We start from the raw sequence: 17230 nt of genomic DNA on the forward strand, positions 1-17230 counted from the left end.
GAACATATATCCTTTTATGACCTGACTATCATACCTTTCTATCTGTGAATATCAATACAGGCATGACCAGTATCAGTGCTACGGTCATGGGATTACAGAGCTGGAAGTTCCACTCAGTAAGTCCCGCCACTGCAAAGCCGCATACTATGCCAAGAGCCACAAGTCCTGTCAGGCTCTTGTTGTTCCTGAAACAGTATACTATAGATCTCAGTCCCAGGCAGAATATCATAATAGCAAATAATAGCCCTGCAATGATACCATGGTCATTGGCAAACTGCAGATATACATTATGAGCATGTATCACCGGCTCGCCATCCTCCAGTGTAATGCCCGTTTCTGCTGATCCTGTCATGGACAGCCTGTCTATATAGGCTCTCCAGATGGTAGTCCTGCCATTGGTATAATCGCCGTCACCATCACTTTCTTCACCGCCATCCTCGTCAAGATCCTCAGCATAGGCCCTGATAGTCCATAGGTCCGTAAGGCTCCTGATATCCAATAGGCTCAGCGGAAAGCCATCCTCATCATATAGCTTATTGCCCTCATCGTCATAGTTCATGGGATCCTCGGGATAATCATAATCCGCTCCGTCCCTGCCCAGGATCTTCTCTGTAAAGAGGGTACCAAAACGCTCTATTGATATGTATTCGGTATCATCCCAGTCACCGCTTCCCCTGGTCTGGGGGGTGGCATCATCTATCTCATAGAATACAGGTCTGCCCACCATGACAGGGATCATTCTCTGCAGGGTAAAGGCTGCGGGAAAAGCAAGAGCTGCTGCAATTACCATAGAGATAGCAGCTATGAGCACGTTTCTCCTATATGCAAAGGCTGCAACAAGGAGCATCACTATAATGGTCATACCCACAGCCAAAAAGCCGGTTCTGGACACTGTAAATATCATATAAGCGCTGATAAATCCAAAGAGTCCCAGCTCCTTCCAGGAAGCTGAAAGTGCAGAGCCTAGCCCCTTCTTTTTGCTGCATGCGGCAAATCTGGCTATAAGAAGTGCTGCAGAAACTGCCTGCATCACAGTCAGGTATTCTGCAGTGACAGTCACCGTATGGAAGAGCATGCCAAAGCGTCCTGATACAAAGCCCACATAGTATCTGCGAAGCAGAGTCCATATGATAGCCATGAGCATCTGAAGGACCATAGCACCTGTCACTATCCTGATATAGTCGTCCCTGCGACCGGTATTATCATCATTCCCGGCATATCCAAGGGCATAGGATATAGCAAAAAGGGCCGCCAGTACTGTAAGAGTAATGCCCCAGCTCCTGCCGTTCCTGAATACTATCATAAGTGCAAAGGTCAGGATCATGGCGATACCTGTGATAGTAAAGGAAGGCAGCTTTTTATATTTCTTTTTGATGATCAGTTCGGCCAGACTCCTGATAAGACCTATAGCCAGGATAAGGCCTACTACTGCTATGGCTATTATAAGCTTCAGGGCCAGGTTATTAAGGTCATATTCCTTTTCCTCAATGCCCATAGCTCCCTTTTGATAATATCTGTAGCCTGCAAAACCTGCTGCCAGAACTATCAAAGGATTGTAGATATTTACAAGCGCCTTCTTCTCAAGTCCCAGGACCAGTGCTATAAGGAGGCATAGTACCATCTGCCTCTCTGAGATGGTATGAAAGATGTTATAAAGCCCGTTCATATATTCGCAGGCATAACTCATCGCAAAAGCTATGGCGATCATCCTGCCGTAAGCAGTCAGATTATCATAGATACTGCTGCCAAAGGATAGCTCTAAAGATCCGCTCTCCCCCTCCCTCTTATGAAGAAGTCCATAGAGGATATAGAGATAGGTGATAACAAGTCCCAGCTCATAGAAGACTATATCACTGATCCTGCTGTCAAAGAGCTTCATGGGAAATACCATGACTGCAAGTAGCAGATATATCACGGTGCTCACAGGAAGGAGTCCTGTAATAAGGCTCTTTTGCACACTGATATAGCCCAGCTTATCGCCGGCTGCCTTCAAAAGAAGGATAGCTCCTATTGCAAGGGCCGCTACCACTGCCATGATGACAAGGCTAAGGCTCTTTGATATAGGCAGCTCATAATTAACCGTGCACATGAGCTTTGAGCTCTCTACAGTTGTATCCTGATAATAAAAGGTCCCGAAAGAAGGATTAGCCGCATCTCCCGGTATATCCACTGTCCCCAGAGTATAGCCTGCATTCCACACTGTCATGAGGAGACGGTAATTGCCGCCTACCTCCAGATCCAGTCCCAGAGGGAGCTTCACGTATCCGGGAAGCCCTTCTTCGCCCAGATCGATGACATCATCATACATGACCTTCCAGTTGTCCACATCCCAGAAGGTGTAATACATATATCTGCCACGCTCCAGGCTGTTTACATATACATCTATGGACTCTATCCTGTCATACCTTGCTACTATGTCCTGTATAGCATCATGAGTAGAATCTACCACTTCAGTGATACCGTTTGGACTGCCTCCCGACAGGTCCTCTGCGCCGCGGGTCCATACTCTAAGGGGCCATATAGAGAGAATGATCCCTATAGCTATTATCATAATGGCTATGGATATAGCCTTTGCTTTACTTATCTGCCTGTTCATCAGCGCTCCCCGCATCAATTGTTTCTCTTATCACATACTGGGGATCCTTATTTAATGAGATATAGGATCTTCCAATATATTCTCCTGCCAGACCTACCATCAGCATCAGCATTCCTCCCATGAAGACCATGACCGACATGATAGCGGAAAAGCCAAGGGGCAGTATATCCAGCCTGTTGCCGAATATCAGCTTCTTGATAATGGTATATATTCCATAGAGGAATCCTGCAAAAGCAAATATCCCTCCGGACAGGGTAGCTACTCTCAGGGGCAGTATGCTAAAAGCGGTAAAGCCGTTGAGCCACAGCATCAGGAGCTTTTTAAAGGTATAGCCGCTGCTGCCCACTGTCCTTGCCCTGTGATCTATATCCACGTTGACTATATTGCTGGTGGTTCTAAGTACCAGGCCTACCACATAAGGATAGGAGCCGGTATATTTGACCATCTCGTCTACTACAAATCTCTTTACTGCAAAATAACTGGAAACATAAAGGTCCGCAGGCTTGCCTATCATTACCTTGGCCATCCATTCGTTCATGGCTGTACCCATATTACGGAAAAGAGAATGCCTCTTGTGCTCATATCTGGCATAAGCTGCATCTGCACCTTGCTCCACAGCATCTATCAGCCTAAAGGCCTGCATGGCAGGTGTCTGCCCGTCATCATCAAGGCATACCACAATATCTCCGGATGCCTTTGACAGACCCGCCATCAAAGCTCCGTGCTGGCCAAAATTCCTGGCAAGGTTAATGCCGGAGGCGCAGCTGACCTTCGAGCATATCTCCATGATCTTCTCCCAGGTGCCATCAGGAGAGCAGTCATTGACCAGAATCAGCTCATGATCATGATCCGTGTGCTCTTTCATCAGTTCTTCTATTTCATCTATTACAGTTCCAATAGTCTGCTCAGATCTGTAACAGGGTATCACAAAGCTGATCAGCTTCCCTGAATTCATATTATGGGACATAATATCCTTTCTGCTGCCTATGCGGTCCTAAGACGCATATAGCACCTTTGCGGCCAACGGGCCGTTAATCCTGTATTATTTATTGAGTAGCAGATATCTCGTTAAACTCGCAAACGCTTCGCTTTTTGCTCGTTATAAAATCACTGCTGACGCAGTTCTATTTTATATATTACAAAAGAATCTCCTACAAGCGCCTCCTTATGGGCCTGCACCTCTACCCCCTTGCTATTATAATACGAGAGTAGCCAATCAGTCGAACCGTCCTTCTTCATTACAAGAAGGGCTGTCCCATCTGTCAGACTCTCCATAGGAGACTTGACAGAGAGGTTTTCCAGCTTCTGTCTTTGAACAGGGCTTCCAAAGGCCCAGCCTCCGGGCAGGTCATGGCGACTAATCCCATTATCCCTATATCCAAATATTTTCTCCGAATAAGGTATCCCCTGCCAGGCAACAGATGTATATACATCCAGCCAGTAGAAATGGTCCGTATCTGAATCTATATAATCCCAAAGCTCATCATATGCTGCACTCATATCCTTCCTATCACTGATATCTCTGTCAATCAGGCCTGCCTCACCTCTAATGGCAATGACTGATATAAGCGTGGCGAGGGCAGTCACAAGGCTAAAAGCCCTGATACTGATTACCATAAGCTCTGAATGCGCATTGGAGACTTCGCGGATGATAACCGCCATAAGTATGCACAGCTCCATAAAGAAGAGACCGTGTACCACTCTCACAGGAGCTCTCTCTCCGTAGAGTATATATAACCAGAGTGCGCTCCTCACCCCAAAGAGGCATAGACTTATCAACAGTCCTCTTATATGCGGGGATGATATCACTATCAGCCCCAGATAGAGGACCATCACCAGTATATTCCACGGAGCATCTGTCTGAGGATACTCATGACTCTGCCTGGGGGATACGCTGTAGAGACGGTAGATATACTCTTTTACCGCAGCAGCAAGTCTCTCTTTAAAGGGCCTTTTGGCCTTAAGGAGCTGAGCATGATCAGCCACAGCCCGCATCACATCTGCATCTATCTCATCGTCCAGGCCATAATCATAATTATGAAAGAGCTCTACCTCACTTGCGTCCAGCCCTATGCTCTCATAGAAATCTTCATTACCTTCATAGCTAGGGATAAATTCATAATCATACAGCTTGGTCCTGGCATCAAACAGCTCTCTGAACTCCGACCACTCCGCACCTGAATAGGCCAGCTTGTCAGCGCCGTATATGAGCCCCATTCCGGCAAAGAGTACAATAGCCCATATGATATAGGCCCGCAGTCTCCCTTTATCCAAAAGGAGCCTGATAAAAAAGGCTACTCCCATAAGGGGCATCATAAGCAGCAGCATCTCTGATCTGATACCAAAGGCTATCCATATGATCAGGCAGATGATCCAGGCGCCTATCTTCATCCCGCTCCCAATATTATCAGCCAGGATAAGGAGAACAGCTGCAGCCCCCGCCATCATAGATACGGTAAAGGTATACTGGATAAAGACAAGGTGAGAAGCCAGAACACCAAAAGCAAAAAACATGACAAATAATGTAAACTGTGCTCTTAAGGTCTTATTGTCTATGCGCCTGCTGCCCTCCCTCAGGATCAGCCACAAAGCGCCAAACTGCATAAGACACAAAAAGATGCCGTATACGCCGGAGCCACCAAAGAACCTGCATAAAAGGCTAAGGAGTAAGCTTACCGGATACAGCATCTGTATATTATGTGCGGCAGGAACGCCTGTATATATACCGCTCAGGATGTCCTTTATCAGCACATCATCATTCAGGTCATAGTAGAAATCCCATCGGAAAGCCAAAAGGACTATCATACCCGCGACAAATGCCGCGGGCACAGCGTCCCGTAATATCTTCCCCAAGGCCTTTCTTTCCATAGCGATCCTCATTCTGAGCTGTTCTTATAGATTAACTGAATTTGTAGAAGTCTTTTACCTTCTGGATAACATCATCAATATCAATGTTGCGAAGCCTGTAATACATAGGCAGACGAAGGAGTCTGTCAGCTTCTTTGGTGGTATATACATCCTCGCCGTTAAAGCGTGTATATTTCAGTCCTGCCTTGGAAGAATGAAGAGGTACATAATGAGATGCAGGCAGGATGCAATTGCTCTTCATAAAGCTTATGAGCTGTGATCTCTCTTCCAGATCCTTGCACTTGATATAGAACATATGAGCATTGTGCTCACAGCCTTCGGGGATCACTGGCAGCTCAATAAGCCCCTTCTCGGCCATATCCCTAAGGCCCTCATAATATCTGTTCCAGTGGTCAAGCCTCGTATTATTGATCTCATCTGCCACCTGAAGCTGGGCATAAAGGTATGCAGCATTCATATCACTGGGCAGGAAGGATGAACCGGGTAATATCCAGGAATACTTATCCACCTTACCCAGCTTGTAAAGTGTCCTGTTAGTACCCTTCTCGCGGATGATGATAGCTTCATCCACATAGGTCTCATCTCTCAGGAGCAGTGCTCCGCCTTCTCCCATGCTGTAGTTCTTGGTCTCATGGAAGGAATAGTTACCAAAGTCTCCGATAGAGCCCAGGGCCTTGCCCTTATAGGAAGCCATAACACCCTGTGCTGCATCCTCAATGACAAGGAGATTATGGCGCTTTGCTATATCCATGATGGTGTCCATCTCGCAGGCCACACCTGCGTAGTGCACAGGTACGATAGCCCTGGTCTTTGGTGTGATAGCAGCCTCGATCTTGGTCTCATCTATATTCATGGTATCAGGCCTGATGTCAACAAATACTACAGTAGCGCCTCGCAGCACAAAGGCATTTGCAGTAGATACAAATGTGTAGGAAGGCATGATGACCTCATCGCCTTCTTTGATCCCTGCAAGCAGCGCTGCCATCTCTGTGGCATGGGTGCAGGAGGTGGTAAGAAGTGCCTTAGTAACGCCTGTCTTCTTCTCTATCCACTCATTATCCCTGGCTGTAAAGTCTCCGTCTCCGCAGATCTTCTGATTCTCTACGCACTGGCGGATATAGTCCATTTCTTTGCCTGTATAAGGCGGTATATTAAAAGGGATAAAATTATCATTCATTGTCTGCCTCCTTCTTTTCCAGCGTCAGCTTCCTGGAAATAAAGTTATAAACCATAACGATGCCTGTAGCAGCCAGCTTAAAGAATACTTCCGCAAAACTCCTGCTCATGAAGCGCTTTAAGAGCGCCCAGTTCTCATATATCACATCAACGCCCAGGTAGAGCACCAGCTCATTGATACCCATACCTATGACGCTAAGTACAAAAAAGGTGATAAACTCGCGTCTCCTGCTGATATCATCCCTTCTGACAAAGACATACTTCATGCTCAAAAGGTAATTGCATACCATGGATACGCCAAAGCCTATGACACCGGACACCAGATACATCTGCTCCGGCAGTCCCAAAGCCCTGAATATGATATTAAAAAGATTATATAATCCAAAATCTATAAAAAAGCAGACAACGCCCACTATGCCAAACTTGGCTATCTGATCCAGCAACTTCTTCAATTCCCGCTCCTTACATAAACATCCAAATTATCAGTTCCAAAGACTATATTATATCCCTTATCGTCGATATAGTCCAACATGGAGCCGATCTTGCGTCCCAGCGCATCTTCTCCGGGCACCACTTCTCCCAGATCACGCCTGGTGATGATCACTATATCCCCCTCTGCCTCCAATAGTTGCCTATCAAAGAATTCCACGGAATTGGAGCTAAGGGTGGGCCATGTAGTCTCTATGGCAGGCTCCATCCCAAAGAGAAAGGACAGGCCGGGGGCATCTCCAAACTGCAAAAGCTTATGATCAAGAAGGTCCTCGCTCTCCAAAAAGCTGTAGAGGCTATCAAGCTCGTCTATCCTGGCCCTGCTTGATACCATGCCTTTAGCTGCAGGTATGATACTGCTGGTCGCATTTCGCACAGCACCGTCGTCTCCATCACCAAAAGCAAAGCCCAGTTTAAATAGTCCTGCCTGGACATAGAGTACCAAAAGCAATGACAAGAGCACAGCCTTCCAGGGGTAATGCAGGGGTTCTCTGCTGCTGTCTGCGGATACTCTCCTGAGCAGCCTCCTGATCTGGGTCAGGGTCACCGGCATCACTATAAAGAGATTGTTTATAAGAGGAAAAGTATAGTTATCGCTTCCAAGGGGAGTAATAATTATCACCAGGAGAGACGTAAGTGCCATTATCCTCTCTATATCTGTTCCGGGAAGGAGTACCCTGCCTCTGCCCATGATATCAGCTGCCGCCGATATCAGATCAATGATATCCAGGAATATGCTAAAGATGATGATCATCATAGCTGCCTGGAAGAAGGAGTCATAATAGTGATAATTAAAAGTAAACACACCCCTTGAGAAGTAATATCTGATAAGGACTACTATGCCTGCTCCGTAAGCTACCTTGGCATAAAGCACTGCTCTGTGGTCCCTGCCTCCCCTAAAGAGCATTATCATCAGGATACCCGCAATGATGCAGGGAATGAGGATCAGCATATGCGTGGCCGTGGTCAGATATGCTTCGAGAGTGGACATAAGCGAAGAAGCTATGCCATGGCTGGAACCGGGTTCCCTGGATATCTCAGACAGCCAGGAGAACATATCGACATAAGCAGAGGGTCCATATATTAACAGACCATATATAAGAGGTAAGAGGATGCCCAGGAGATATCCTCCAATACACAAAAAGGTCTCTCTGATCAGACTGCGAAATTCCCTGCCCTGAAGCAGCGCTGCAAACCAGAGTATCAGTATAAAGGCGCTATGGGTAAGATTAGGAAGTCTTACAGCTACCCCAAGGCCAAACACCAGCCCTGCTGCCAACAGCCTGATATTCCTGCCCCTGCCTTCAAGGCTCATGATGGCATGAATGAGAAGGATCAGCCCCAGAGTCATGGCCAGGTAGGTCAGGTAATTATAGAGGATCACACAAGGGCACCAGCAAAGGCACTCAGCCAGCCATGCTCCTGCAAATATCATCCACCCGGGCATGATATTTCTAAGGCCAAAATATACTATAAGAGCTATGATACTGATGATAAAGCAGGTATATATCTTCATCCCCAGTACTGTAGCTCCTCCGGGCAAAAGACTCAGCAAATGTCCCAGTCGACTGGGCAAAAAGATAGAAAGGCCCCATCTCTTGTCCATCATATCAATAAAGAGATAATTGCCAAGGTTATAAGTACTGTCCTTGATATCCAGCCCCTGCCTGATCATGGCAACAGGCCATACAAGAAGCAGCAATTCAAAGACATAATCCTCTATGGGTGTTTGAAATTTTTTAAGATCTGCCAGGATCTTATCCAGCTTATTCTTCAAGTTCAGTCTTCACTCCCATCCCAAAGGTCGCCTTCAAGTCTCTTCACGAATCTAAAGGGCCTGCTATTGCCGTAACGACTGCTTACAAACTTAAATATCACTGCTCTTACAAAATCCACAAAGCAGCAGCTAAAGAAAAGTACGATAACACAAAGGATAAGATGCAGGAGCATGCCCGGTGCAGAATCAGGCACTCTGCCAAATATCCCCTCCATCCAGGAAAGCCATCTGCCTCGTATCTCCAGATGCTCATGGAGCAGATATATGCCAAAGCTAAAGGGAGCAAAAGCCCTTGCAAATTTTGCCAATAGACCTTCCCTTAGAGTGATATATCTAAAGAGGGAGAACAGGCCCAGCGCTCCTGTAAAACAGAAAATGAAATTGTAATGATAAGGAACCCTTGCATAATAGTTAAACCTGCCGGTCATAAGGTTGATTCTGTGAAAACCAAAGGATATAAGAAAATTCATAAGACCTGAGCCTGCAAAGAGGGCAAGACACTTTCCGGCAGTTCCCAGGAGCTTTACATCATATTTTCTGATATATGCAGCAGTAAGGTAGAGGACTATATACCAGTCAAGGTCATAGCCCATCCTGTCCGTCGCAAAGTTAACAGGGATCACGCTCTTGATAAAGCACATCCATAAAAGGAGGCCCAGTATCACTGCCCTTAGCTGCTTTCTCCTCAGATATTCCACGCCCCTGTTAAGTACCGGAGCTATGACATAGAGCATGAGATATGCGGTTGCAAAGGAATAATGCTCAGAGCTTATGGGAAAGAAGAACTGGGTAGTCTTGTAGATATAATCAGGTCTTGAAGTAGAGACAGAATTGACCATATTCATAACAAGAGTGATACCCAGTGTATAGAAATAGACCTCGGCCAGGAGCTGCAATATCCTGCTGAGCTTAAAGCCTGACCTGGAGAGGAAATAACCGCTGATCAATATCCATACGTCAACGGCTACTATGCAAAAGGACTCTATAAACTGACCAAGGACCTGCTTGGATACAGGCTCCTGTCCTGATACCAAAAGGCTCCCTGAATGATTCAGATAGTGGAGAACCAGTACCATCACTATAGCAATTATCCTTAGCAGTTCATAAGAGGCTTCTCTTTTGCGCATTGCTGCTCCTTCTTACCTTTCACGGAGGGCCTTGCCCTCTTCTATGCGGTATACCATGTCACATTTCTCGATTGTCTGCAGGCGGTGGGCGATGATGATCAGTGTCTTTCTGCCATGGAGCCTGTTGATGGAATCCATGATAGCCTTCTCTGTCTCGCCATCAAGGGCTGAGGTCGCTTCATCCAGCACCAGGACTTCAGGATCCTGATAGAGGGCCCTTGCTATACCTATCCTCTGGCGCTGACCACCGGAGAGTCTGATACCCCTTTCACCTATGCCTGTATCCAGGCCTTCGGGAAGGGACCTTACAAAGTCATCCAGCTGGGCTTCCTTAAGAGCCTGCCACACCTTCTCTTCGTCTATGTCTTCATCCTTGATGCCAAAAGCTACATTCTTTCTGATGCTGCTGTCCACCATGAATATAGTCTGAGGAATATAGCCTATGTTACGCAGCCAGCCATTATAATTATCTCTGACATCAGTTCCGTCTGCCAGTATCCTTCCGGATTCTATATCAAGAAGTCCCAGGAGCACATCCACTATAGTGGTCTTGCCTGCACCGGAGCTTCCTACGATGCCCACAGACTTGCCTACAGGTATCTCCATATCCGCATGATCAAGAACATACCTGTCAGCATCGGGATATTTGTAGCAAATATCCTCCATCTGTATCTTCTCAGTCACAGGCATCTTGGGAGCTTCAAGAGCGCTCTTGTAAGCCTGGGGATCATATTTTACAGCTGTATCCAGTACCTCTTCCCTAAGATTGTTCATGACATTATCCAGGAAGGGTTCAAAATAAGCTATGGAAGTCTGGTAATTATTGATCCTGTTGGCACTGGGAAGCAGCCTTGCCGCAGACAGGGCCAGGACAGAGAGCTGAGGCACCAGTTTCTCCAGGTCTATCCCGCCAATCATCAGCAGCAAAAAGTAACCCATCATGCTACAGATAGCCACCGTCTCAATAAGGAGCCTGGGAGTCGCGGTAAAAAGATTGTATCTCTGTACAGCCTTAACATAACCATTGCCACAGGCCGAATACTCATCTATAAAATAGCCTTCCCTTGCACCTATCTTGATCTCCTTGATACCTGTTACAGACTGACTGATCCACTTAAAAAGACCTGAATAATAGTTCTGATTCTCTTCTCCTGCCTTTGTCATAACAGGCTTAATGAACAATCTGATGATCAGGAGAGTTGCAAATAATATAATTCCAATAAAAATGGTCATCGCAGGGCTCTCAAACAGCATCATGGCTATAAGACAGGCAAATACTATACCCTCACTGATCAGCTGCAGCATGTTGAGGATCAGACCATACATATTGATAACATCAGATGTGATCATACGCTGTACTACAGCAGTATCTGCCCCCAGATAATATTCATAGGGCCTGTTAATAAAATTGATCATCATCCTTTGAGAGGTCTCAAACTGATTGGTAAATACAAATCTCAGCTGGACCTTGTTTACAAAAAAGAGAAAAACATTCTTGATGATAAAGGTGATAATAATAGCGATTATCATGACGCTTGCAAGCTGCTGCGTGCTCTGAAGTCCCAGAATGTCATATATGATCTTCAAATAACGGGATTTCTCTACGGCTTTTGGATCCATTACTGTCTTCATGACAGGCACTATCATTGCTATACCTACTGATTCCAGGATACCTCCTATAAGCATCAGTATTACTATCACTACCATCTGGCCCTTCTGTTTTCTGTTCAAAAGCACCATTAGTTCTTTCCAGATTTTTTTCATATACCAAGCTTCTTTCTGATCCCTCTGTAGAAATAGAGGGCTCTGTAATAACTGTAAAAGAGCAGATTACTCTTCATCTGCATCCTTATAAGCTTTTGCTCTTCGGGATGGATCCTCTCCCTGTAATAGGGATTGTCCTGAAAATCAGGAAGGATCTGCCTCATCTCATCAAGGAGCCTGCCTGCAAAGCCATATGCTCCCTTAAGCTCTTTTCCTGCCTGCATGGCGGAAAAAAGGGTGTTCACATAAAAGAGAAGGATAAATTTATAATCGATCTCGTTTTTGTATTTCTCATAATAGCCCTTATCCCTGGCCTCCCGGAGCATGATACGGCCTGCCTCCATCCTGTCTTCCAAGTTGCGGCGGCTAAGGGTATGCACTGTGGATGCATCATGCTGATAATAATAATACAGAGGCTCCCTTATATACTCAAATCGCCTGGCTCTCAGCATCCAGGTGCAGGCTACAGCATTGTCTTCATAGAATATATGCTCAGGGAAAATGTCAGATCCTTCTCCCCCCTCACCAAATATTATATGCCTTTTGTAAATCTTGACCACCAGGCTCCCTGCATCCAGGACCAGACTCCTGTATTTGGCTTCATCAAGGAGGCCCGCCTGATCTTCTCTGTTGCCGCTGACATGCCTTCCCTTCTCCCAGGAGTGCTTGTCCGTCAGCTGATAATCACAGCCTGCCATGTCGGCCCCGGTCTCCTCTGCCCTTGTCAGCAGCCTCTCATAATAGTCAGGCACTATCCAGTCGTCGGCATCCACAAAGCCTATCCAGTCCCCCTTTGCCATTTTCAGGCCTAGATTCTTGGCTCCGCCCTGATGTCTGTTCTCAGGGCTCCTTATCAGGTGAAAATGATCATAGAGCCTGTCATACTCCTCCATGATCTTCACAGAATCATCAGTTGATGCATCATCCACTGCTATTATCTCATATTCTTTTGGATCCAGGGTCTGACCCACCAGCGAGTCCAAACACCATTTAAGCCTGTCGTCCAAAGCCATGTTGTAGACAGGCACTATCACACTTAATCGCATGTTGTTTCTCCCGACACAGGATGTGTCGCTTGCATGTTTAGAAGTGCAGGGATGCACTTCTATGCAATTCCGACACAGGATGTGTCGCTTGCATGTTTAGAAGTGCAGGGATGCACTTCTATGCAATTCCGACACAGGATGTGTCGCTTGCATGTTTAGAAGCCGCTGTATATATAGGTGCTCACTTCTCCAAATCTGATAACGCACCATACAAAGAGAATCCCAAAGATAACTCCTTTGGCTCCATTTATTTTCATTGTCCTTGCATAATCATATGCATTTCTCCGGCAAAAGGCAAGAAAGAGCCCCGCTATGAGGAATAAATAGAGGCAGATGTAGCTGCCTACAGCCATATGTGCCAGGGGTGTCACCTTGATCACAAACCATAGCTCATCTATCATAAAGGCTTCCAAAAAATCCCTGCTAAGTGCAAAGGATGGATTCCTTATAATGGCGCCTATCAGGTCAAATGCATTTCCAGGGTCTGCCGCCCTAAAGAACACCCAGGCCAGGCTCACGTAGAGGAAGGTAAGAATGACCGCTGGAACACGGGGCATTACAGGCCTTGTGCCTCTCATCTCCCTGATAGCTCTCACGATCACATATAAGAAGCCGTGGAGCATACCCCATATGATAAAGTTTATCCCTCTTCCATGCCAGAGGCCCGAAACAAAGAATACAATGAGAAAATTGATATAGGTCCTGATCCTGCCCTTCCTGTTACCGCCAAGAGGAATATATACGTTATCCGTAAGAAAAGATGTAAGTGATATATGCCATCTCTTCCAGAAATCGTCTATATTACGGGCTTTATAAGGCTTGTTAAAATTAATCGGAAGCTCTACTCCCATCATCATAGCCAGTGCAAGTCCCATGTCGCAGTATGCGCTAAAGTCAAAATATATCTGCAGCGAATACAAGATAGCCCCAAGGAAGGCATTATAAGCAGACAGCCCCGGCACATTGTCATATACATAGCTCACTCCCCCAGCATATATATCCGCCAGGAGCACCTTCTTGGATAAGCCCATGACAAAGAGAAATACTGCCCTAAGGAAGCTTTCTCCCGATACCGGCTTTCCCCTAAATACTCCGGAGCTCTCAAGCCTGTCTCTCATATCAGAGAACCTGACTATGGGTCCCTGGAGGAGCTTGGGAAAATAGGTCATGGAGAGCAAATAATCGGAAATCGTAAAAGCGCTTACCCTGCCGCTGTATATTTCCTTTAGAAACCATATCTGACTAAAGGAATAAAAGCTCACCGCCAGGGCAAAAAAACTGCTCTGCCTAAAGAAATATACAGCCAGGATATTAAGGACTACGCCAAAAATAAAAAGCACTTTGCTTCTATGATATGCAAGGAGCCTGCCTATCAGCAGATTCACAAGGAGCGATATAAGAAATACTATAAAACTCCTAAGCCCCGCAAAGGCAAAGAAAGCTAAGGATGTTGCCATCAAGTAGAAGGAAAGATCACTCCTCCTCTTGTCCTCGTCCTTGGTGCTTTTCATAAGGATATATAATCCTGCCATGAACAGGGGCAAATATGCAAATATAAATATATATGAATTAAAAACCATTCTCTCCCCCTTTATCATGAGGATATAATGTTGCAATTCTACTAGACGATCATCGCCGTGCTTCTGCGCTATGATAAGCTATATTCCCAGGTGATATGCTTCAACCAGGTAATTCAGCGGCATGATCCAGCAACATATCTGGCAATATTTCTTACCATAGCACCCGGCATAGGGACAATTTCACGCATCTGTTCACTCGCATTTAGCACCTGCCGAGCGCCGCTGCAGTAATTATTTTACAAAGTGAGCATTTACTGCAAATGGCTGTTTTTACTTAATTCTTCATACGCAGCCTTCAAAGCGCCCACGAGAAAGCTGTTTGAACCTTTCAAAAGGGAACTATAGTTCCTTTTTGAAAGGGAGTTTCTTTCGAGTGTGGCGCATTGAAAAGAAGGCTGCGGAAGAATTTAGTAAAACGCCATTTGGAGTACAGCGAACGTGGAAAATAATTACTGCAGCGGCACACAATAGTACTAGTACAGCGAGTGAACATATGCCTTCATTCACAATCCGCATTATCAAGGATTGCGTTCAAAGAGTGCCTGGTAGTCATAGCCGGAGATGATCTGGCGCATGTCATTGCAGACGCGCTCCATATCTCCCTTCTCAAGGCGCCTCTCCCCGCTGGCAAAGCAGCTGACCATGTAGCTGTTGTATTCGGGTCTGAAGTGGATGATATCTGCATAGTTATTGATATTGGTAACTGTCTCTTCATCGGTCATGAAGTCATAGAGCTCCACATTGTCATATTCCATGAGCATCTCACCAATATAGGCCACCTGGGCAAGGGTGGCATCCAGGTGCCGCTCCTTACTCACATCGTACCAGTGCAGCACACTGTATGCAGGCAGGAATATGTAGAATCTGGTATCCGGATTGTCCCTGATAAAGGGCAGGATATTGGTCTCCATATTAGCAAGAGTACGCTCTATATAGGCGTCCTCCGGGGTCTCTTCATCTGCCTCCTTTGCGGGCTGATAATTGTGCATGACCCAGGACTCGTCATAATACTCAGGAGTCCACCAGCTGTAATAGATGGTGGCAAGGTCGCTTCCCTGCTTTTGTACAAAGGGCTTTAATATATACCTGAAGAGTACATCTTTATTAAATAGGTATTTGATATCATTTATATAATTATCATCGTAGAGATATTCAGGCAGGGGATACTTGGTAGCATCTGTGTCCGCAGTCATGACTATGGGATCCATAGCCATAAACACAGCCTTTATGCCATTTCTGCCATATGACAGACTGTCCTTGTCAAAGACGATGGCCAGTATATTCTTGTCATCTCTTGGGAGGGCCCCGCTGTAGCTGAGCTTGATGGTATCAAGCCCCAGCTCCTCTCTAAAATCATTAGTATTAAAGTTTACCGTCATGGATGAGCCTATGATACAGCTGTCATAGTTCATCCTGGCTGCCATTCCGGGGTTCTGAGAGAGCTGATTGTCTATAAAGTAAGGAAAGCCGGCAAGAGGCTCATGGTAATGGAAAAAGGGATCCACATATACCACAAGCAGAGCGATAATAAGAAGCAGTGCCAGCACAGTCATGGCAAAGGACCACGCAGCCGCCTTGATCTTGTTCATTGATTAACCTTTCTTAGTCCAGAGGGTCATCCTCTTCAATATTGTTCTGGATATGAGCTGATGCATCCTCGTAGCGGTCCATAAAGCTGTTGCCCAGGCGCACCTTCTTATCAGCATAATTTATGCCATCCAGATTGGTATATACACTGACTACTCTGTCAAAATGCACTCCCTCAAAGAAGGACAGCATCTCCATGGGCATCATGGGATCAAATACTATATCAAAGGGGTAAAGTTTTGTATAATCCAGCTCATCCCTGGGATGAGGCTTGATAAATACTGTTCCCTTTGCCTTATAATGACTTACTATATCATCAAAAAGTCTCTTTCTGGTCTCAAGGTCGCAAAGAGGCTCTGTCAGGATCAATGTTTTATCGGATCCTATAGCTGAGGCCTCTCCCGTGTTCAACACTTGATCATCCTGCTTTGTATTATCCAAAGGCGTCGACGTAGCAAGAGCCTTTCTGATCTCTTTTTCCTCTCTGACAAAGGCCTTTAATATCATCTCTTTCTCAGAGACAGACAGTGCATCTATGAGACTGCTCCTTTTTAATTCCACATAATAAGGGCAGCTTCTTTTAAGAACTGATATATCATTGACCTCCATATCCAGACAGTACTTTCCATAGCCGTTTTGTATATGGATGAGACCCAGCTTCTTGGAAAAGAAGCTCTTAAGTCCAAAATGTCCCCTGTTGTCATAATATGCAGCATCAAAGGTCACCAGACAATTAAGCCCATCCTCCACTGCATGATAAGGGATATGGGCATAGTCCAGATAATAACCTATTGGATCTGAATCGCAAAAGACATATATGCTGCGATATAACCTTAGATCCACAGGTAGTCTCTCTCCTGTCAGCTGTCCCAGCTTCCTGCAATATCTGATCCTGGAGATCATGTTGCTGGCGATATTACCCTTGTCAGTGCTCAGCTTATCAAGCTCAGGATAAAAGCCCGGCTTCTTCTCATCAAATTCTATTACTCTGTCCCATATGCCGCTCTCTACTGCACGATCCTTAAAATCACCAAAATCATTACTCATAAGCGAGATCATAAGGTCTGCAGAGTCGCCGGCATTCCCGTTACGCCTGAAAGCCAGCTCCTTTAGATATGCTACATATGCGTGATAAAAAGTATGGCAGATATAGATTCTGTCCTTTTGAGCAGCCATTAGTGCACGCTCCTCCCTATAAGGTAATTACTGTTTCCTGCCGG

Annotated in this window: 12 protein-coding genes; all 12 read right to left on the reverse strand. The window is 45.8% G+C overall.

The window, feature by feature from the left end; translation table 11 throughout:
- Positions 1-28: 28 nt before the first annotated feature.
- A complete protein-coding gene (locus G636_RS0100710) occupies positions 29-2596 on the reverse strand; it encodes an O-antigen ligase family protein (RefSeq protein WP_026506445.1) in 2568 nt (855 codons plus the stop codon).
- Positions 2577-3551: a glycosyltransferase family 2 protein gene (locus tag G636_RS0100715; protein WP_026506446.1), complete on the reverse strand. Its 975-nt coding sequence runs from the start codon at positions 3549-3551 to the stop codon at positions 2577-2579. The genes G636_RS0100710 and G636_RS0100715 overlap by 20 nt, the downstream gene beginning before the upstream one ends.
- 152 nt (positions 3552-3703) lie before the next feature.
- Positions 3704-5464, reverse strand: a complete 1761-nt coding sequence (locus tag G636_RS0100720) for a hypothetical protein (RefSeq protein WP_026506447.1) — start codon at positions 5462-5464, stop codon at positions 3704-3706.
- Positions 5465-5495: 31 nt separating this feature from the next.
- Positions 5496-6641 carry a dTDP-4-amino-4,6-dideoxygalactose transaminase gene (gene rffA / locus G636_RS0100725; RefSeq protein ID WP_026506448.1) on the reverse strand — a complete coding sequence of 382 codons (1146 nt, stop codon included), beginning with the start codon at positions 6639-6641 and terminating at the stop codon, positions 5496-5498.
- Entirely contained in the window at positions 6634-7092 is a 459-nt protein-coding gene (locus G636_RS0100730) for a GtrA family protein (RefSeq protein ID WP_026506449.1), read from the reverse strand. Before G636_RS0100730 ends, rffA begins: the two co-directional genes overlap by 8 nt.
- Positions 7089-8906 (reverse strand): hypothetical protein, encoded by a 1818-nt coding sequence (locus tag G636_RS0100735; RefSeq protein WP_026506450.1) that lies wholly within the window; start codon positions 8904-8906, stop codon positions 7089-7091. The genes G636_RS0100730 and G636_RS0100735 overlap by 4 nt, the downstream gene beginning before the upstream one ends.
- A gap of 2 nt (positions 8907-8908) precedes the next feature.
- Positions 8909-10033, reverse strand: a complete 1125-nt coding sequence (locus G636_RS0100740) for an acyltransferase (protein WP_026506451.1) — start codon at positions 10031-10033, stop codon at positions 8909-8911.
- Positions 10034-10045: 12 nt separating this feature from the next.
- On the reverse strand, positions 10046-11797 hold the full coding sequence (locus tag G636_RS0100745) for an ABC transporter ATP-binding protein (RefSeq protein WP_026506452.1): 1752 nt from the start codon (positions 11795-11797) through the stop codon (positions 10046-10048).
- Complete coding sequence (locus G636_RS0100750; RefSeq protein ID WP_026506453.1) at positions 11794-12843, reverse strand: glycosyltransferase family 2 protein; 1050 nt, start codon at positions 12841-12843, stop codon at positions 11794-11796. Before G636_RS0100750 ends, G636_RS0100745 begins: the two co-directional genes overlap by 4 nt.
- A 155-nt stretch (positions 12844-12998) precedes the next feature.
- Entirely contained in the window at positions 12999-14354 is a 1356-nt protein-coding gene (locus G636_RS16700) for an MBOAT family O-acyltransferase (protein ID WP_196802993.1), read from the reverse strand.
- Positions 14355-14941: 587 nt separating this feature from the next.
- Positions 14942-16012 carry a hypothetical protein gene (locus tag G636_RS0100760; RefSeq protein ID WP_026506455.1) on the reverse strand — a complete coding sequence of 357 codons (1071 nt, stop codon included), beginning with the start codon at positions 16010-16012 and terminating at the stop codon, positions 14942-14944.
- Between the two features lie 13 nt (positions 16013-16025).
- Entirely contained in the window at positions 16026-17186 is a 1161-nt protein-coding gene (locus G636_RS16705) for a glycosyltransferase family 52 (protein WP_035778363.1), read from the reverse strand.
- Positions 17187-17230: the final 44 nt, after the last annotated feature.

Source organism: Butyrivibrio sp. MC2013, assembly GCF_000424585.1.
In the GTDB taxonomy this organism is placed as follows: domain Bacteria; phylum Bacillota; class Clostridia; order Lachnospirales; family Lachnospiraceae; genus Butyrivibrio.

Bases quoted from the DNA above. Each gene is read 5' to 3' on its own strand.
- G636_RS0100760 (WP_026506455.1), bottom strand. From the start codon at position 16,012: ATGAACAAGATCAAGGCGGCTGCGTGGTCCTTTGCCATGACTGTGCTG.
- G636_RS0100745 (WP_026506452.1), bottom strand. From the start codon at position 11,797: ATGAAAAAAATCTGGAAAGAACTAATGGTGCTTTTGAACAGAAAACAG.
- G636_RS0100710 (WP_026506445.1), bottom strand. From the start codon at position 2,596: ATGAACAGGCAGATAAGTAAAGCAAAGGCTATATCCATAGCCATTATG.
- G636_RS16705 (WP_035778363.1), bottom strand. From the start codon at position 17,186: ATGGCTGCTCAAAAGGACAGAATCTATATCTGCCATACTTTTTATCAC.
- rffA (WP_026506448.1), bottom strand. From the start codon at position 6,641: ATGAATGATAATTTTATCCCTTTTAATATACCGCCTTATACAGGCAAA.
- G636_RS0100715 (WP_026506446.1), bottom strand. From the start codon at position 3,551: ATGAATTCAGGGAAGCTGATCAGCTTTGTGATACCCTGTTACAGATCT.
- G636_RS0100720 (WP_026506447.1), bottom strand. From the start codon at position 5,464: ATGGAAAGAAAGGCCTTGGGGAAGATATTACGGGACGCTGTGCCCGCG.
- G636_RS0100750 (WP_026506453.1), bottom strand. From the start codon at position 12,843: ATGCGATTAAGTGTGATAGTGCCTGTCTACAACATGGCTTTGGACGAC.
- G636_RS0100740 (WP_026506451.1), bottom strand. From the start codon at position 10,033: ATGCGCAAAAGAGAAGCCTCTTATGAACTGCTAAGGATAATTGCTATA.
- G636_RS16700 (WP_196802993.1), bottom strand. From the start codon at position 14,354: ATGAAAAGCACCAAGGACGAGGACAAGAGGAGGAGTGATCTTTCCTTC.